Here is a 17,724-nt window from a genome sequence, read left to right on the forward strand (position 1 = left end):
TCGCCGCGACGACTCGTCAACCCCACCTCCGGGTCGTACCGCGCGACAGTATCGGATTGAAAAACCTTGGGGAGCAGTGGTTTACACTCCCCAAGGACTCTTCGAAGGCGACTCAGTGGCCGCCATGGCTGTGCTGCCCACCACGGGACTTGGCCTCGCTCGGCTGGGCGGCCGCGCCCTTCCGGCCGGCCTCCGACGGGTCGGCGCTGTGCTCGGAGCCGAAGCTGCCGGAGCTGGCCGCTCCGCCCTTGTGGGCCTGCTTCTCGGTATCCGGACGATTACCGAACTGGCCGGGATTCTTGGGGTCCGCCATTGTCGTTCTCCTCTCTCCGGACTCCTTGTTCGAGCCTCTATGCGGCTCGTTGTGCCGGGTGCCCGGACATCCGGGACCCAAACAGCTCGAAAGAGAGGACGTTCCGCTATCGGCGCGACCTGCCGGTCAGCGACCAGGCGGCGACCGCCAGCACGAGCACGGCCCCCAGACCGCCCACGATCAGGACGGTCAGCAGGTTCTCGCTGTGATGCTCCTCCGGTGCCGCCGTACCGGTGTCGCGCGGCGGCGGAGAGGCAACGGCCACATTGGTATTCGACGATTTCGTGCCGTCGTCCGGCAGCGCTCCGACGCTCGCGTCGGAGGCCAGCGCGAACCCGTAGTCCAGCAGTCGTGCCGCCTGCTGGGGCGGCCGGATGGGCAGCACATCGGCCTGTAGCAGCGTGACGACGAGCCGGTGCCCGCCCCGTTCGGCGGCGGTGACGAAGGTCTGACGGGCGTCGTCGGTGTAACCCGTCTTGCCGCCGAGGGTGCCCTCGTAGTCGTAGAGCAGGTGGTTGTCGTTGGCGATCGGGAAGCCGGGGTGGTCCTGGTCGCCGGGGATCTGCGGGTTCGGGGGGAATCCCGGGAAGTCGACCTGTTCGGTGTGGATCAGCTCGGCGAAGGTCGGGATCGTCATCGCGTCGCGGAACAGCGCGGCCAGGTCGTAGGCCGAGGTGCTCATTCCGGGCCCGTCCAGCCCGGACGGGGTGGCGGCGCGAGTGTCCAAGGCGTGCAGGCGTTTTGCCTGCTCGTTCATCTTCTCGACGGTGGCCTTCTCGCCGCCGAGCTGGGTGGCGATGGCGTGCGCGGCGTCGTTGCCCGAGCACATGATCAGGGCCTGCATCAGCTGCCGGTTGGTGTACCGACCGCCGACGCCGATCCCGACCCGGGTGCCGTCGGCGTTGGCGTCGTCCTGCGTGCCGACCACCACTTTGTTCAGGTCGAGGGTGCGCAGCGCGACGGCGGCGAGCAGCACCTTGATGGTCGACGCGGGGCGGTACCGGCCGTGCGGATCCTTCGCCGCCAGCACGCGTCCGGTATCGAGGTCGGCGATCAGCCAGGCGGTGGCGGAGAGGTCGGCGGGGACGGGCGGTGCGCCCTCGGGCAGAACGACACCGCAGGCGCCGAGCCTGTCGCCCCCGATCGGCGGCGACTGGACCGGCAGCGGCGTCGGAGCCGCCTCGCCGGGCTGCGGCACCTCGGAGGTGTCGATCGCGGGCGGCGGCGCGGTCCGGTTGGGGCAGGAATCCGTATTCGGCGTGGCGAACGGTACCGGGGCGGAGACACCCGGGGCGGCGGTGGCCACGCCGGTCAGCGCGGTAGCGCCGACTAGCCCGGCCGCCAGCGCGGCAGCCGCGAACGATCCGAGGCGGCGGACGCGCCGGGACATGCAGGGGTTCATCGCCATGGAGCTTATGCGGCGCCGGGCCCGGGCGCTGCCGACCGTCCCGACTGTGACAGTTCCGGTATTGACATAAACTACGAAATGAGAGTTACTGTCAAAAACAACAAGACATCAAATGATCGGAACTGTCATGAAGACGTCGGATGCGCGTGCGGGGACGGCGCACGGTGACACCTCGGCACCCGCGGGCAGGGCACGGTGGCTGGCGCTGGGCGCGCTCGCCGTGACGATGCTGACCATCGGTCTCGACACCACGGTGCTGGTGGTGGCGCTGCCCACGATGGCCGTCGATCTACAGGCGAATACCGCTGCGCTGCAATGGTTCACGACCGCGTACACGCTGGCGCTCGCCGGTGTGATGCTGCCCGCCGGTGCGCTCGGCGACCGCTACGGCCGCAAGAAGTTCCTGCTCGCGGCGCTCGTCCTGTTCGGTGGCGCATCGGTCTGGTGCGCGCTGGCCACCTCGTCCGGCGAGCTCATCGCCGCCCGGGCGGTGCTGGGCATCGCGGCCGCGACGATGATGCCGCTGTCGATGGCGGTGCTGCCGTCCATGTTCCCGGAACAGGCGGAACGGCAACGGGCCATTACCATTTGGGTCACCTCGACCGCGATCGGCCTGCCGCTGGGGCCGATCATCGGCGGCTGGCTGTTGCAGCACTTCTGGTGGGGTTCGGTGTTCCTGCTCAACGTGCCGCTGGTGATCGTCGGTCTGGTCGCGGTGGCGGTGCTGGTCCCGGAGTCCCGCAGCGACAACAGGTTTCCGATCGACGTGCCGGGCGTGGTGCTCTCGGTGAGCGGCATGCTCGCGCTCACCTACGGCTTCATTCGCCTCGGTGAACAGGGCTGGGGCGATGCGATCGGCTGGGCGGCCGTGCTGGGTGGCGTGGCCGTGCTGGTGATGTTCGTGCTGACGCAGCGGCGAACCTCGCACCCGCTGGTGGATCTCGGCCTGTTCGCGACCAACGGATTCCGCTGGGGCACCGGGCTTTCCATTCTGGTGCAGTTCGCGATGCTCGGGCTGTTCTTCACCGTGCCGCAGTACTTCCAGGAGGTGCTGGGCGCCGATTCGCTCGGTAGCGGGTTGCGCCTGCTGCCGCTGATCGGTGGACTCGTCGTCGGCACCCGGCTCACCGACAAGCTGCTGCCGAAGCTGGGTGTGCGAGTGATGATCACGGCCGGATTCGTGGCACTGAGCGCGGGATTGATCATGGGCGCGCTGACCCCGGTGTCCGTCGGCTACGGCTACAGCGCCGCCTGGATCACCATTCTCGGCGCCGGTATGGGCTTGGTGATGCCCTCCGCGATGGGGATCGCGATGGGGGAGCTGACCGCCGAGCGGTCCGGTTCCGGATCGGCCCTGCTGCAGGCGGTCCGGCAGGCCGGCGGCACCATCGGTGTCGCGGTGCTGGGGACGGTGCTGGCCTCGCAGTACCGGTCCGAGCTGGGCGGGTACGACGTCGAACCGGTCTCCGACGGGGTGAGCGCCGGAGTCGCGGTGGCGCACAAGCTGGGCGATCCGCAGATGCTCGAGCATGTGCGCTCGGCGTTCGTCGGGGGCATGAGCGCGATGCTGTGGGTGTGCGCCGGGATCTGCCTCGTGGCCGCGGTACTGGCGGCGATCTTCATCCGTGGCCGGGTACCCGACACGCCGGATGGGGGAGGTGCGGGAGAATCGGCTCATGTCGGCTGATTCGAGGGCACGCTCGGCGGGAGCGTCGGGGCGCGAGGCGAGTGAGGGATCCCGCCCCGGTAGCGGAGCGGGACCCCGCAAGGCTGGGCGAGTGTCGCCGTCGGGCCGGGGTACGGGCGAGCGGGCCGCAGGCGGCGGGACGTCGCCGCGTGTGGAGGCGAGGGCGGTGCCCTCGGACACCGCGGTATCGGCTCATGCCACCGCGAAGGCACCGTCGACGCCGTCGCGGGGACATGCCGGAGTGGTGCCGCCCCGGATGGGCCTGCGCGAGCGCAAGAAGGAGCGCACCCGGCGCACCATTCGTACCGAGGCATTCCGGCTGTTCGCAGACCACGGATACAACGAGACGACCGTGGAGCAGATCGCGGAGGCGGCGGAGGTCTCGCCGAGCACGTTCTTCCGCTACTTCCCGTCGAAGCAAGACCTCGTGATGGCCGACGATCTGGACCCGATCATGATCGAGGCGCTGGAGCGACAGCCGGCGGAACTCTCGATGCTGGAGGCGTTCCATCGTGCCGTCCTGGAGACGTTCGCGTCCATTCCCGAGGAGGGCTTCGCGTTCGAGCGACGGCGGCTGGAGTTGATTCGGTCGGTACCGGAGTTGCGGGGCGCGCTGGCGCACGAGTACGACCGCAGCGTGGACATGGTCGCCGATCTGACCGCCGCACGGACCGGGCGGTCGGCCACCGATCTCGAGGTGCGGGCCTTCTCCGGCGCTCTGATCGGTGCCGCTCTGGCCGCGCTACTCGACCGTGATCCGTACGACGCCGCGACCATTACGCGGGTTATGGACTTCCTGTCGGACGGTATGCGGATTTAGTCCGTTGCCGAAGTGGGTCTGCCGGAACGACTCCCGGTTCGGCTGAGCCTGTGCTGTCCCGGCCCGATCCAGGTCCGACTCGCCAGGACAGCACCGCCGCAACGGGTTACGGCTATGCGGTATCCCCGACGTGCGAGGCGACGACATCGTCGGTCATCGTGGCGAAGAAGCCACCGATCATGTCCTCGATCTCGGAAACCGATTCCGCGCAGTACAGGACGGGTTGGTAGTGGGTTATGTCGTAGGTGCGCGTGCCCATCTCGACGACATTCAACGGCCGCAGTTCGGCGTGCCGGAACTCCTCTATCTCCCCGAAGGACGATAGCAATCCTGCTCCGTAGCAACGGATCTCGGTGCCCTCGCGGACCACGCCGAACTCCAGGGAGAACCAGAACACATCGGCGAGGAACTTCAGCGCGGCCTCGGTTTCCAGGCGGGCGACGGCGGTCCCCGCCTCGGCGTAGATCGCGGCGAACCGTGGGCTCGCCAATTGGTTCGCGTGCCCGATGATTTCGTGAATGGCGTCCGGTTCGGGCGTGTAGAGCGGCGCGGAGTGATGCCGGATGTACTGGGTGGAGTGGAAGATCCGGTCGGCGAACGAGCCGAAGAACTCCCGCAGCGGCACCAGCCCGGCGGCCGGAACGTAGCGGAACCCGCTGAGCGGCAACAACTTCGATGAAACCTCGTCGAGCTGGGGGATGTGGCCGGAGGGCAGGCCCAAGCGCTGCTCGCCCTCCAGCACCTCCCGTGCGGCGTAGGTGCGATGCTTGCGCGCCAGTTCGGCGGAGACGATCCGCCAGACCTCCTGCTCCTCGTCGGTGTAGTCGATCCGCGGCGCCGGCTCCCCGGGCCGGTACGCCAGCGCCCGGGCGGCGATCGCATTGCGGCGGGTCCGATATTCCGGGTCGTTCGCACCGGGATGCTCGTCGCTCAGGTGCACGGTCACGTCACCGTCGTCCCCGGTGGTCACCGGCGAGTACAGCTGAGCCTCCTCGAACATGACTCGATGCAAGCACTACTGGGCGAATCCGACAACAAACGTCCAGCCTGCTGAACAAATTGCCTAGTGGATCGTTCGGCATCGCCGGTAGGGAGTCGGTGTATTCCCGTCGTGCTCGTCTTGGTGTGCGGAGACGCCGAAAGCCCGTCCGGTCGGGGCACATTGCCAGGCCGGACGGGCTCGCGGGGGGTTAGTGGTGGCCGTGCAACGAGTGCATCACGGCGTGCCCCTTGCCGCGGCCGATCATCCACTTGTTCACCGGCGTGGTGACGACGAACGCGACGGCCAGGGCGAAGATCAGCGATCCCCAGAACAGGGCGTCGGTCAGGCCCGCATCCATCGCCCCGGGCACCGCCAGCACCACGGCGTTGTCGATGATCTCCATGACGATGATCGAGACGGTGTCGGCGGTCAGCGCCAGCGACACGGCGGCACCGATGCCGAGCCCGGCGGCCAGACCGCTGCGCATGGTCAGCGCGTAACCGAACACGAACGCCAGCACGATCGCCAGGATCATGGTCGGCGCGTTGTGCCACCCCAGCGCCGTGCCGATGACCATGCCGAGGATCTCACCGATGGCACAGCCGGTGAGGCAGTGCAGGGTCGCGGTGGCCGCCATCTTCCAGCCGGCCGGAACGCGTGAGGTGTGAGCCGAGTGGTCCATATGTCTGGTCATGGTATGCCCCTCTGCGGTGGTCTCATGCTGATGCGCGTCGCGATCATGCTGGTCACCGCCGCCGCGCCGGGCTTCACGGTCTGCCGGGGTGATCGTTCCGCACAACCGTAGAATACCCCTATGGGGTATAGGGTCAAGGGGTTCGTATCCCATGTGCGGTATCGCCTACATCACTGTCGCGCGAAGCCGATCGTGCCGCCGACCGGAACCATGCGGCGCGATAGGAGAAGGCTTCGAGCGAACAGGGACCCGAGGTGGCGCGGCTTCCCCGGTGTTCGGCCACCACGACGAAGGCCGCCTTCACCACGAATGATGAAGGCGGCCTTCGGTTTCGGTCTGTGAGCGGCCGGGTTCAGCGGGCGAACAGCAGGGCCCGCTTGACCTCCTGGATGGCCTTGGTGACCTCGATGCCGCGGGGGCAGGCGTCGGTGCAGTTGAAGGTGGTGCGGCAGCGCCAGACGCCCTCGACGTCGTTGAGGATGTCGAGGCGTTCGCGGGCACCCTCGTCGCGGCTGTCGAAGATGAAGCGGTGCGCGTTCACGATCGCGGCCGGGCCGAAGTAGCTGCCGTCGTGCCAGTACACCGGGCACGAGGTGGTGCAGCAGGCGCACAGGATGCACTTGGTGGTGTCGTCGAACCGGGCGCGGTCGGCCTGGCTCTGGATGCGTTCGCGGGTGGGCTCGTTGCCGTGCGTGATCAGGTACGGCTTGACCGCGCGGAACGCGTCGAAGAACGGCTCCATGTCGACCACGAGGTCCTTCTCCACGGGCAGGCCACGGATCGGCTCGACGCTGATGGTCAGGTCCTTGCCGTTCTTGGGCAGCATGTCGCGCATCAGCACCTTGCACGCCAGCCGGTTCACGCCGTTGATGCGCATGGCGTCGGACCCGCAGACGCCGTGCGCGCACGAGCGCCGGAAGGTGAGCGTGCCGTCCAGGTAGGACTTGATGTAGATCAGCACGTTCAGGAACCGGTCGGTCGGCAGCACCGGCACCCGGAACGAATCCCAGTGGGCGCCCTTGCCGTCCTCCGGGTTGAACCGGGCGATCTTGACCGTGATGATGGTCGACCCGTCCGGAACGGGGGCGGGCTTCTGCGTCGTCGGAGCTTCGGCTACAGCAGTCATCAGTACTTACGCTCCATCGGCTCGTAACGGGTCTGCACCACCGGCTTGAAGTCGAGCCGGATGTCGGCGATCAGCTCGGCGTGCTGCTTACCCTGCTCGACTTGCTTGTACGCCATGGTGTGGCGCATGAAGTTGGTGTCGTCGCGGTCCGGGTAGTCCTCGCGGGCGTGGCCGCCGCGCGACTCCTTGCGATTCAGCGCGCCGACCACGGTGACCTCGGCCAGCTCCAGCAGGAAGCCCAGTTCGACGGCCTCGAGCAGATCGCTGTTGTAGCGCCGGCCCTTGTCCTGCACGGTGATGTGCTCGTAGCGCTCCTTGAGCGCGTGGATATCGGTGAGCGCCTGCTTGAGGGTCTCCTCGGTGCGGAACACCGCGGCGTTGGCGTCCATCGTGTTCTGCAATTCGGTGCGGATGTCGGCGACGCGCTCGTTGCCGTGCTCCGACAGCAGCTGGGCCAGCCAGCCCTGCACGTAGTCGGCCGGGTTCTCCGGCATCTCGACGAACTCGGCCCGCTGGGCGTACTCGGCCGCCGCGATGCCGGAGCGGCGCCCGAAGACGTTGATGTCCAGCAGCGAGTTGGTGCCGAGGCGGTTCGATCCGTGCACCGACACGCAGGCGCATTCGCCGGCCGCGTACAGGCCCGGGACGACATCGGAGTTGTCGCGCAGCACCTCGCCATGGATGCGGGTCGGGATGCCGCCCATCACGTAGTGGCAGGTCGGCATGACCGGCACCGGCTCCTTCACCGGGTCGACGCCCAGGTAGGTGCGGGAGAACTCGGTGATGTCGGGCAGCTTCTCCTCGAGCACGTCCTCGCCGAGGTGGGTGACGTCGATGAAGACGTAGTCCTTGTTCGGGCCGCCGCCGCGGCCCTCCAGGACCTCCTTGACCATCGAGCGGGCCACGATGTCGCGCGGCGCCAGGTCCTTGATGGTGGGGGCGTAGCGCTCCATGAACCGCTCGCCGTCGGAGTTGCGCAGGATGCCGCCCTCGCCGCGGACCGCCTCGGAGATCAGAATGCCGAGCCCCGCCAGGCCGGTCGGGTGGAACTGGTGGAACTCCATGTCCTCCAACGGAAGTCCCTTGCGGAACACGATCGCCATGCCGTCGCCGGTCAGCGTGTGGGCGTTGGAGGTGGTCTTGTACATGCGACCGGAACCGCCGGTGGCGAAGATGATCGCCTTGGCGTGGAACACGTGCAGGTTGCCGGTGGCCAGCTCGTAGGCGACCACGCCGGTGGCGACCGGACCGCGCTCGGTCTCGGTGATCAGCAGGTCCAGCACGTAGAACTCGTTGAAGAACTCCACGCCGTGCTTGACGCAGTTCTGGTACAGCGTCTGCAGGATCATGTGGCCGGTGCGGTCGGCGGCGTAACACGCGCGCCGGACCGGGGACTTGCCGTGGTCACGGGTGTGCCCGCCGAAACGGCGCTGGTCGATCTTGCCTTCCGGCGTCCGGTTGAACGGCAGGCCCATCTTCTCCAGGTCGAGCACGGCGTCGATGGCCTCCTTGGCCATGATCTCCGCGGCGTCCTGGTCGACCAGGTAGTCGCCACCCTTGACGGTGTCGAAGGTGTGCCACTCCCAGTTGTCCTCTTCGACATTCGCCAGCGCGGCGCACATGCCGCCCTGCGCGGCGCCGGTGTGGCTGCGCGTCGGGTACAGCTTGGTCAGCACGGCCGTGCGGGTCCGGGGTCCGGATTCGATCGCCGCGCGCATCCCCGCACCGCCGGCGCCGACGATCACGACGTCGTACCGGTGCTCCTGGACGGAACGAGTCTCACCTGTCCCGATGCTCTGTTCGGTCTGCTCACTCATGAGTGGTGGCCTGTTCCTAACTGATGTTGGGGTCGAAGGTGAAGATCACGTAGGTGCCTACGCCCATGATCAGAATCATCGAGACCACCAGCAGGGTCTTGAGCCAGAAGCGGGTGGAGTCCTTGCGGGCGTAGTCGTCGATGACGGTGCGCAGGCCGTTGCCGCCGTGCAGCTGCGCCAGCCACAGCATGGTCAGGTCCCAGAGCTGCCAGAACGGGCTCGCCCAGCGGCCGGCGACGAAGGCGAAGTTCAGCCGGTGCACGCCGCCGTCGAGCATCAGCATGATGAACATGTGGCCGAGCACCAGCACGACCAGCAGCAGGCCGGAGAAGCGCATGAACAGCCAGGCGTACTTCTCGAAGTTGTTGCCCGCGAGGCGGCGCGGCGCGTTGGGCGCGGCGAGGCTGGCCGGGATGTCGTGGGACTTACCGAGAACGGGTGCGGTCATGATCAGTGCTCCGTCAGCAGGTAGAAGAACTGGCGGCCGATGCCGGCGCCGGCGACCAGGATCCAGATCGCGAGCACGATCCAGAGCATCTGGCGCTGGAAGCGCGGGCCCTTCGACCAGAAGTCGACCAGGATCACGCGGATGCCGTTGAGCGCGTGGAACAGCACGCACACGACCAGACCCATTTCCATCAGGGCCACGAGCGGGTTCTTGTACGTCTCGATCGCCTGGTCGTAGGTGTCCGGGCTGACCCGCACGAGCGCGGTGTCGAGCACGTGCACGAACAGGAAGAAGAAGATCGTGACGCCGGTGATCCGGTGCAGCGCCCAGGACCACATGCCCGGGTCGCCGCGGTACAGCGTCTTCCGCTTCGGCTGTGCCGGAGCTTCCAGTGTGGCGGTCATAGAGTGCGGTGCCTCCAACGTCGTTGATGGATCCGGTCGCGGTTTCGGCACGCGGGCTGACCGAGCCGTTGGATCTGGAAAACACCAGCTCGTGCCCGGGGGCAACGCCCCGGTGGCGGTGGCCGGCCCGCCGCCGGGAACCTGAACCGATCTGTCTCGAACTCTAATCCCCGGCGATTCGCGGAACTAATTCGGCGTGGCGCGCGTTGGCCCGTAATTCGGTGAGTTAGGTTTGCCTTGCCTGATGAATTGACCGGCCCGTCATGCCATTCCTACGGTCGTATGCGACGCATCCGAGTGGAGGTCCGATATGCCCGAAATTGAGTGGGATGCATTGCGTCGCAAGGCATTTCAAGTTATGCAGAATGCGTATGCACCGTACTCCCGGTTTCCGGTCGGAGCCGCTGCTCGCACCGTCGATGATCGCATTGTGAGCGGGTGCAATGTGGAGAATCTCTCATATGGCCTCGGCCTCTGTGCCGAATGTGTACTCGTGGGTAACTTTTGCGCGAGCGGTGGCGGGCGTTTGCTGGCGGTTTCCGTCTGCGATTCCCGGGGCGCGATTCTGATGCCGTGCGGGCGGTGCCGGCAAGTGCTCTACGAGCACGGAGGGGCGGAGATGCTGGTGGACCATCGGGGTGGGCCGGTATCGCTGGGGAGTTTGCTGCCCGATGCCTTCGGGCCGGATGATGTGGCCGCCGGGCGGCGGGAGATGTGAATTTCGGCACCCTGGCGAGGTTTTGGCAACTTTTCGACGCCGGCGGGCCGGTTTCGCGGGCTGAAACGGCCCGGCGACCCGGGCCGAGATTCTTGTGAATCCTTCACGGGGGCAATGTTTTACACACCTCGTTTTTACGCATCCTCGGCGGCGCCGAACCGGCGTCATGTGTCGGGTGGCGTCTGTTTCGAGGGGCGCCGGGGGATGACGCACCCCCGCCCGAGAGGGTGCATCGCCTCGGCCTCCAGCGCCGCCTCGACCTCTTCGGCGCTCGCCGGGGCGATCTCGCCGATCTCGCCCCCGGTGATGCCGAGCCTCCCCATGATCGACTCGAGGCCCCGGCCCATCCGGTTCGCGTGCTCGATCAGCCGCCCGGTCTCGAGCCGGTCGCGCACGCAGGCCCGGGTGAGCGCGTGCATCGACTCCCGATAGCTGTAATCGATATCCGCGAGCCAGGCCTCGACCTCGGTGACGCGGCGCTCCAGATTCGAGTAGGTCATGCGCCCACAATTCTTCTTCGAACGACGCATGAGTCTGCCGTCGTCACGTGGTCTTCTCCTCGAACGCCGCGTCGATCTCCGCGTCCGTGGGTGGTGTCGCCACCGGCGACCCGATCGGGGCGAGGCCCAGGTGCGCCATGATCTGGCCGACGCCGGAGCCGAGAATGTTCATGCCGTCGAAGAGTCGGCTGTTGGCGAGCTGTACCCCTGTGACGTCTCTCCGTAGCTCGAGAATCGAGTTACCGTAGCCGTCCTCGATATCGGTGACGATCCTCTCCAACCTGGCCACTCGACGGTCCAGCTCGGCATAGCTCATTGTTCCCCCTGCCATCGATCCGATGATGGCGGCGACGCTACCCCGGCGCACCGACAGTTACCGCGTGTCGGCGTGCGATCCGGGTTCGCGCACCCCGCCCCGGTTCGCGCACCCCGTGCGCGGGACACGGGCGGCGCGTCGGGCGGTTCGGCCGGTTGTCTGCGAGGCTGTCGGGCATGGCGAATGCGCAGTCGGCGGTGTCGGTGATCGCGGCCAAGCGGGACGGGGGAGAGCTCCGCGACGATCAGATCGACTGGGTGGTGGATGCTTTCACCCGCGGCGCGGTGGCCGACGAGCAGATGTCGGCGCTGGCGATGGCGATCCTGCTGCGCGGGATGACGCGGCGGGAGATCGCGCGGTGGACGCGGGCGATGATCGAGTCCGGCCGGCGGCTGGAGTTCACCGATCTGCCGCGGCCGACCGTCGACAAGCATTCCACCGGCGGGGTGGGGGACAAGATCACGCTGCCGCTCGCACCCTTGGTCGCCGCCTGCGGGGCGGCCGTCCCGCAACTGTCGGGCCGCGGATTGGGGCACACCGGTGGCACATTGGACAAGCTGGAGTCGATACCCGGCTGGCGGGCCGATATCTCGGTGCCGCGGATGCGGGAGATCCTGGCGGATCCGAAGATCGGCGCGGTGGTGTGCGCGGCGGGCGCCGATCTCGCCCCGGCCGACAAGCGGCTCTACGCGCTGCGCGATGTGACCGGCACCGTGGAATCCGTTCCGCTGATTGCCAGTTCGATCATGAGCAAGAAGATCGCGGAAGGAACCGCCGCGCTGGTGCTCGACGTCAAGGTGGGCGCCGGGGCCTTCATGAAGGATCTCGCCGCGGCGCGTGAATTGGCCACGGCCATGGTCGAATTGGGCAGCGATGCGGGCGTGCGCACGGTGGCGCTGCTGACCGCGATGGACACCCCGCTCGGCCGCACCGCGGGCAACGCCCTGGAGGTGGCCGAGGCCGTCGAGGTGCTGTCGGGCGGCGGTCCGGCCGACGTCGTCGGGCTCACCGTGGCTCTGGCCCGGGAGATGCTGGCGCAGGCGGGGATTCACGATATCGATCCCGCCGAGGTGCTCGCCGACGGCCGGGCGATGGACCAGTGGCGAGCCATGATCACGGCCCAGGGTGGCGATCCCTACGCGCCGCTGCCGCGCGCGGCGCACACCGAAACGGTCACCGCCGAACGCTCCGGCATCCTCGCCCGCCTCGACGCCCTGGCCGTCGGCCGGGCCGCATGGCGCCTCGGCGCCGGCCGCACCCGCCAGGGTGACCCGGTCCAGTACGGTGCTGGCGTCGAGATACACGCGCGGCCAGGAGATTCCGTTACCGCGGGCCAACCTCTGCTGACCCTCCACACCGACACCCCGGACGTCCTCTCCGCTGCCCTCGACGACCTGCGCGACGGCTACGCCATCGGTCCGGACCTGGTCGAACCCACACCGGTCGTTCTGGACCGCATCGCCCCTTGACCGGGATGTTCTCCGAAATATCCGGGGCGCGGGGGAAGCCGCCGTTGCCAGTCGAGCTGGACGGACTTCCGATACTGCTCGATCGGTACCGCACCGTCGTGCACGAACGCTGAACCGGTCCCCGCGTAGACGACGAGCGCGGCCGATGACTTCTCTTCGCGCCGTATGCAGTCCAGCGACACCACGTCGAGCAGATCGCCGAGCTGACGGAACGCGGGAGACGATCGAGCGACACGCGGGCGACATCGCGGCTACGACATGCCAGCGAGCGGATGGACATGCCGAGAGTCGGCTGCGGAACGGGGTGGATGGGGATAGCGTCGGTGCATGACTGGACCGATGCCTTTGACTCTTGCCTCGATCCGCCAAGCCCCCAAGGCAGTACTGCACGATCATCTCGACGGTGGGCTGCGGCCGGCAACCGTACTCGAACTGGCTACCCAGTGCGGCTACGACCAACTACCGGCATCCGATGCCGAATCCCTGGGCCGATGGTTCCGCGACGCGGCCGACAGCGGGTCGCTGGAGCGCTACCTGGAGACCTTCACCCACACCGTCGCGGTGATGCAGACCCCGGAGGGCCTGCGCCGGGTGGCCCGCGAGTGCGCCCTGGACCTGGCGGCGGACGGCGTGGTGTACGCCGAGGTGCGGTTCGCGCCCGAACAGCATCTCGAGCGCGGCCTGACCCTGGACGAGGTGGTCGAGCACACGCTCGCCGGATTCCGGGAGGGCGCCGATCTCGCCGCCGAGGCCGGCACGCCGATCCGTATGACCTGCCTGCTGACCGCCATGCGGCACGCCGCCCGGTCGCTCGAGATCGCGGAACTGGCGGTGCGCTTCCGGGACCGCGGGGTCGGCGGTTTCGACATCGCGGGCGCCGAGGCCGGCTATCCGCCCAGCCGGCACCTGGACGCCTTCGAGTACATGCACGCCAACTGCGCCCACGTCACCATCCACGCCGGCGAGGCGTTCGGCCTGCCGTCCATCCACGAGGCGGTGGCGTTCTGCGGCTGCGACCGGCTCGGCCACGGCGTGCGCATCACCGACGACATCTTCGATTCCGACACCCCGGTGCCGGCGTCGGGGCCCGAAGGCGGCAGCTTGCGTCACCACCGAGGGTCCCGCTGGCACCGGAACTCCGACACCGCTACCGGCGCCGAACCACGCCTCGGCCTGGTCGCGAACTACGTGCGGGACAAGCGGATTCCCTTGGAGCTGTGCCCGTCGTCGAATGTGCAGACCGGAGCGGTGCCGTCGCTGGACAAGCATCCGTTCGACCTGCTGGCCCGGCTGCGTTTCCGGGTCACGGTGAACACCGACAACCGGCTGATGAGCGACACCGATATGAGCCGCGAGATGGGCAAGCTGGTGGACACCTTCGGCTACGGCTGGAGCGATCTGGAACGCTTCACCATCAACGCGATGAAGTCGGCCTTCATCCCGTTCCCGGAGCGGTTGCGCATCATCGACGAGGTCATCAAGCCCGGCTACGCGGTGTTGCTCGGCTGAGCCACGCCGGGTGCTCGGCTGAGCCGTGCGCCCGGCTCAGCCCTTCTGCAGCCGGGTCTCGAACGCCTGCTCCAGGGCCCGCCACGCCTCGGCCTCGGCCGCGAACGGCGGGCTCGGGGCCATCCGGGTCGGGTCGGGCTCCAACAGGTACGACACGTACCAGCCCAGCGGGACCGACTTGGCCAGCGCCTGCTCGACCGACTCGTCGCCGGCGTAATCGGCTGCGTCGGTGAACAATTCGACCGCCAGGTCGAGCTGATCGACATCGACCGACTTGGGCCCCTCGGCCAGATCGTCGGCCAGGCCGGGCAGCACGTAGACGTTCTCGTCCTCCACCTCGATCTCGAGCGAGCCGTCGGTGGCCGCGGTCTGCACGTCGGCGTACGTGCTCACACGGGCCAGATCGTGCTCGTGGGCGTCGGCGAGGTAGCGCGCCAGGGCCCGCTCCGAGGTGAACACCGTGATGGTGCCGTCGGTGCCGAGGAACACCGGATCGTCGTCGAGGTAGCAGCGCAGCGTGAAGAAGGTGTCTCCCGAAGTGACGATCTTGACCGGGTCGATGCCGACCTCGTGCCAGAGGGTCTCGTCCTCGTCTTCGTCGTCCTCGTCGGTCTTGCTCAGGTCGACCGGCTCGAAGTCGTTGTCGTCGTCGGTGTCCGCAGCGTCCTCGGCATCGACGACGTTCTCCTCGGCCGCGAGCAGTTCCGCCTCGGCCACCGACACCGCCTCGGCGTCGACGTCCGGTGTCCGCACCGTCGAATCGATGGCGTCGACCACCGCGTCCCAGTCCTTGGCGATGGCCGAGCCGATCTGGTCCCACAGCTCCTCGCCCTCGCGGCCGACGAACGCGCTCACCCCGGCGGGCAGCGCGCCGAGCACCGGATGCGAGCCGAAGAACTTCGTCACCACCTCGAGTTCGCACACCTCGCCGAGGGTGCGGACCATGTCGAGGGTCTCCTCCAGTTCCTGCAGGATCTCCGGGTCCGGATCGCCCGCCGCCAGCTCGGGCACGCCGACCAGGTCGAAGACGTACTGCTCCTCCGGTTCCAGCTCGGCGGCCGACAAACCGGCCACCACGTCCCACGACGGATGGTCCACCAGATCGTTGTCGTGGTTGGTGCGGATGAACGCGGCGAGCTCGGCGACGGACTCGAAGCCGTAGAGAACGTCCTCGTGCCCCAGGAACGCCTCCCACTCGTCGTCACCGTCCCGCCAGCGCGGTGCCCACAGTGTGACGAGGTCGCCGTCGGTCAGGCCGAGCTCGATCGGGACGATGTCTCCAGAAGCCATGAACGGAAGCCTATCTAGCCGACGCGCGCGGCACTATTCGGCCCGCCCCCCAACAGTTCCCGACGCAGGGGTTTCCGGCTCCGGCGGCACGAACGCGGAGTTCAACTTGCCGACCACCTCGGAGCGCTGGGAGCCCGCGTCCTGGGCGGCCTGCTGGCACGCCCAGATGATCAGCTGGCCGACCTCGGCCGGCGGCCGGGAAGTGACCGGCTCGGCGAGTTCGAGGGCCACCAGTGCGCCGTTCGAGTCGACCTCGACCGTCACCGAGCCGTCGTCGGCGGTATAGCGGCCGCGCACCTGCTGGAGCCCGTAGAGCGCGGCCTCCAGCGCCTCGAGCTTGTCGGTCGCCCGCGCGACCAGGGCGTCCATCTCCGCGCTCATGCTGTCTCCTCCGCGCTCATACCGGCCGCATCCAGGTCGTGGGGCCGGTGTCGGCGTCGTCCATGCGGTCCAGTTCGTCGACCGCTTGCGCACGGGTGGGCAGCCCGAGCTTGTCCAGCACCTCCGTCGGCATGCCGGACTCGGCCAGCAGTTCGCGCCGGCGGGCCTTGGCGACGATCGCCGACCGCTTGGTCAGCCGCAGGATCTCCGCGGCCAACGCCTTTGCGCCGTAGCGGTATTCACTGCGCTCGAATTTGATCTCGACCGGCATGCCCTGGTCGGTGGCCCGCACGCTGATGGTGCCGCCGCGGTTGGTGCTGGCGGCCACGGTGACGTTGGGGATCTGCTGCTGTGGTTGCTGCGAGGTCATGAGGTGGGCCTGTAGAAACCGTGGAACGACATTCCGCTGTTCTCCGTTCGAATCGGACCGGTCTGTACGGGATCACCGGCCTCGACTAGCTGTCCGTTGCCGATGACCATCGCGACGTGGCCGTCCCAGACGGCTAGATCGCCGGGCATCAGATCGCCGGGACTCACCGGGGTGGCGCCGGAACTCTGATCGGCGGCCAGGCGCGGGATATCGACGCCGGCCTCGCCGTAGGCCCACTTGGTGAGCCCGCTGCAGTCCAACCCCGAGCCGGGGGAGTTGCCGCCCCATACATAGGGGGTTCCCTGCGCGCTCAGCGCCGACTTCACCGCGGTGGCCGCCTTCTCGTTGGGGGCCTCGACCTGGCTGCCGTCGGGCAGGGTGATCATCACGCCGCCGTGCCTGCCGGGCTTGTCGCCGCCGGCGTACTTGTTGTTCGGCGTGCCGTTGCCGTTGCCGCTGCTGTTCGGGCGCGAGGGCGTGGACATGGAGGCGGGGCTGACCAGCGTGTCCATCATCGACCCGCCGGTGGAGGCCACGGTGCTCAGCATCGGGGCGGCCTGTTGCAGACCGCCGGCGATCGGCGCGGCGGCGGCCGCCGGGGCGACCGGCGTGCTCGCCGGCGGAGGCGTGGACGGCGGCGGGGTCAGCTCGCCCATCGAGGAGGTGTGCGTGTCGAGTTCGGAGCGGGTGCGGGTCACGACGCTGACGGCCTGGTTGAGATGGTCGATGGCGGAGCCGACCACGGCCGCCAGCCCGGGCGGGGTGGTGACGGCCGGGCCCAGCGCCGTCACCGAGCGCGCGAACGACTGCAGGATGTCGTCCAGCTCCTTCTGCCCGGTGTGGACCGAGGCTGCCGCCTGCGAGACCACATCGGCCATATCCAGGCCGCGGGTGGAGATGGTGGCCGACGACGTCTGTACCTTGAGGGCCTTGTCCATCGCGGCGTCGCCGCCGCGGCCCTCGTAGGCGTCGGTCAGCTGGTTGATGCCGGCGCTGCCGGCCCGGTGAATTCCGTCCAGGGTGGTGGACGTCTGACGGAGCGCATCGGCCGGGCCGTCGGTGGGCATCACGCCGCTGCCGAAGGCCGACAGCAACTCGATGATCGGCTGGGCCAGGGCATCGAGGTTGATCACACCCGTCACGGCAGATCTCCCTCGGTGGCGCGGACGGCCGCGGCGTTGCCGAGATCGGTCTCGGCGTGGGCGGCGGCCGTGCCCGCCGCCGCGGCGCCCATGCTGCCCAGCACCGCCGATAGTTCCCCGATACCCGCCACGTGCCCGGCGTGCGCGGCCGCGTACGCGGCGACGAAATCGCCTCCGATCAGCCCGAAGATCGGACCCAACAGCAGCGGATCGGCGCCGGCCGCGCGGGCCGCCGCCATGGCCATCTCACCGGACAGGCCACCGGCCGTCGCGCCGTAGGCGGCGACGCCCTCGGTGTCGACCGAGATCTTGTGCATCAACATCCCCCAT

20 protein-coding genes are annotated in these 17,724 nt (G+C 68.3%); 5 read left to right on the plus strand and 15 right to left on the minus strand.

Annotated features, from left to right (window positions below; all coding sequences use genetic code 11):
• Window positions 1-112 precede the first annotated feature (112 nt).
• Window positions 113-313: a hypothetical protein gene (locus tag D892_RS0116840; RefSeq protein ID WP_024802365.1), complete on the minus strand. Its 201-nt coding sequence runs from the start codon at window positions 311-313 to the stop codon at window positions 113-115.
• A gap of 106 nt (window positions 314-419) precedes the next feature.
• The gene (locus D892_RS0116845) at window positions 420-1,715 is read right to left on the minus strand and encodes a serine hydrolase (protein ID WP_024802366.1); all 1,296 of its coding nucleotides are present in this window, start codon (window positions 1,713-1,715) and stop codon (window positions 420-422) included.
• A gap of 232 nt (window positions 1,716-1,947) precedes the next feature.
• On the opposite strand from D892_RS0116845, the gene D892_RS0116850 reads away from it, so the two are divergent.
• Window positions 1,948-3,408 carry an MFS transporter gene (locus D892_RS0116850; protein WP_063630032.1) on the plus strand — a complete coding sequence of 487 codons (1,461 nt, stop codon included), beginning with the start codon at window positions 1,948-1,950 and terminating at the stop codon, window positions 3,406-3,408.
• Between the two features lie 256 nt (window positions 3,409-3,664).
• Window positions 3,665-4,228 (plus strand): TetR family transcriptional regulator, encoded by a 564-nt coding sequence (locus D892_RS0116855; RefSeq protein WP_024802368.1) that lies wholly within the window; start codon window positions 3,665-3,667, stop codon window positions 4,226-4,228.
• Between the two features lie 112 nt (window positions 4,229-4,340).
• Here the strand turns inward: D892_RS0116855 and D892_RS0116860 are convergent, their stop codons facing one another.
• From D892_RS0116860 to sdhC, 6 genes are all read right to left on the minus strand, one after another.
• Entirely contained in the window at window positions 4,341-5,228 is an 888-nt protein-coding gene (locus tag D892_RS0116860) for a phenylalanine 4-monooxygenase (RefSeq protein WP_024802369.1), read from the minus strand.
• 190 nt (window positions 5,229-5,418) lie between these two features.
• On the minus strand, window positions 5,419-5,904 hold the full coding sequence (locus tag D892_RS0116865) for a DUF4396 domain-containing protein (protein ID WP_051499086.1): 486 nt from the start codon (window positions 5,902-5,904) through the stop codon (window positions 5,419-5,421).
• 352 nt (window positions 5,905-6,256) lie between these two features.
• The gene (locus D892_RS0116875) at window positions 6,257-7,030 is read right to left on the minus strand and encodes a succinate dehydrogenase iron-sulfur subunit (protein ID WP_024802371.1); all 774 of its coding nucleotides are present in this window, start codon (window positions 7,028-7,030) and stop codon (window positions 6,257-6,259) included.
• Window positions 7,030-8,847, minus strand: a complete 1,818-nt coding sequence (sdhA, locus tag D892_RS0116880; RefSeq protein WP_024802372.1) for a succinate dehydrogenase flavoprotein subunit — start codon at window positions 8,845-8,847, stop codon at window positions 7,030-7,032. The genes D892_RS0116875 and sdhA overlap by 1 nt, the downstream gene beginning before the upstream one ends.
• 16 nt (window positions 8,848-8,863) lie before the next feature.
• Entirely contained in the window at window positions 8,864-9,295 is a 432-nt protein-coding gene (locus D892_RS0116885) for a succinate dehydrogenase hydrophobic membrane anchor subunit (protein ID WP_024802373.1), read from the minus strand.
• A 2-nt stretch (window positions 9,296-9,297) separates the two neighbouring features.
• Window positions 9,298-9,699, minus strand: coding sequence for a succinate dehydrogenase, cytochrome b556 subunit (gene sdhC, locus D892_RS41325; protein ID WP_051499087.1), 402 nt, complete (start codon window positions 9,697-9,699; stop codon window positions 9,298-9,300).
• Between the two features lie 310 nt (window positions 9,700-10,009).
• Here sdhC and D892_RS0116895 point away from each other — a divergent pair, with 310 nt between their 5' ends.
• Complete coding sequence (locus D892_RS0116895; RefSeq protein WP_024802375.1) at window positions 10,010-10,417, plus strand: cytidine deaminase; 408 nt, start codon at window positions 10,010-10,012, stop codon at window positions 10,415-10,417.
• Between the two features lie 164 nt (window positions 10,418-10,581).
• Here D892_RS0116895 and D892_RS0116900 read toward each other — a convergent pair whose 3' ends face one another.
• Together D892_RS0116900 and D892_RS0116905 are read right to left on the minus strand one after the other, a co-directional pair.
• The gene (locus D892_RS0116900; RefSeq protein ID WP_024802376.1) at window positions 10,582-10,917 is read right to left on the minus strand and encodes a hypothetical protein; all 336 of its coding nucleotides are present in this window, start codon (window positions 10,915-10,917) and stop codon (window positions 10,582-10,584) included.
• Window positions 10,918-10,960: 43 nt separating this feature from the next.
• Complete coding sequence (locus D892_RS0116905) at window positions 10,961-11,248, minus strand: hypothetical protein (protein WP_156959543.1); 288 nt, start codon at window positions 11,246-11,248, stop codon at window positions 10,961-10,963.
• A gap of 161 nt (window positions 11,249-11,409) precedes the next feature.
• Here D892_RS0116905 and D892_RS0116910 point away from each other — a divergent pair, with 161 nt between their 5' ends.
• Together D892_RS0116910 and D892_RS0116920 are read left to right on the plus strand one after the other, a co-directional pair.
• Window positions 11,410-12,702, plus strand: coding sequence for a thymidine phosphorylase (locus D892_RS0116910; protein ID WP_024802378.1), 1,293 nt, complete (start codon window positions 11,410-11,412; stop codon window positions 12,700-12,702).
• Between the two features lie 327 nt (window positions 12,703-13,029).
• Window positions 13,030-14,211: an adenosine deaminase gene (locus D892_RS0116920; RefSeq protein WP_024802379.1), complete on the plus strand. Its 1,182-nt coding sequence runs from the start codon at window positions 13,030-13,032 to the stop codon at window positions 14,209-14,211.
• Between the two features lie 36 nt (window positions 14,212-14,247).
• Here the strand turns inward: D892_RS0116920 and D892_RS0116925 are convergent, their stop codons facing one another.
• From D892_RS0116925 to D892_RS0116945, 5 genes are read right to left on the minus strand one after another with little or no spacing between them, the layout of a single operon-like run.
• On the minus strand, window positions 14,248-15,501 hold the full coding sequence (locus D892_RS0116925) for a hypothetical protein (protein ID WP_024802380.1): 1,254 nt from the start codon (window positions 15,499-15,501) through the stop codon (window positions 14,248-14,250).
• A gap of 33 nt (window positions 15,502-15,534) precedes the next feature.
• Window positions 15,535-15,882 carry a YbaB/EbfC family nucleoid-associated protein gene (locus D892_RS0116930; protein WP_024802381.1) on the minus strand — a complete coding sequence of 116 codons (348 nt, stop codon included), beginning with the start codon at window positions 15,880-15,882 and terminating at the stop codon, window positions 15,535-15,537.
• A 16-nt stretch (window positions 15,883-15,898) separates the two neighbouring features.
• Window positions 15,899-16,252, minus strand: coding sequence for a hypothetical protein (locus tag D892_RS0116935; protein WP_024802382.1), 354 nt, complete (start codon window positions 16,250-16,252; stop codon window positions 15,899-15,901).
• Window positions 16,249-17,394 (minus strand): C40 family peptidase, encoded by a 1,146-nt coding sequence (locus tag D892_RS0116940; protein WP_369801755.1) that lies wholly within the window; start codon window positions 17,392-17,394, stop codon window positions 16,249-16,251. Before D892_RS0116940 ends, D892_RS0116935 begins: the two co-directional genes overlap by 4 nt.
• Window positions 17,391-17,711 (minus strand): hypothetical protein, encoded by a 321-nt coding sequence (locus D892_RS0116945; RefSeq protein WP_024802384.1) that lies wholly within the window; start codon window positions 17,709-17,711, stop codon window positions 17,391-17,393. Before D892_RS0116945 ends, D892_RS0116940 begins: the two co-directional genes overlap by 4 nt.
• Window positions 17,712-17,724: the final 13 nt, after the last annotated feature.

Source organism: Nocardia sp. BMG51109 (assembly GCF_000526215.1).
GTDB lineage: Bacteria > Actinomycetota > Actinomycetes > Mycobacteriales > Mycobacteriaceae > Nocardia.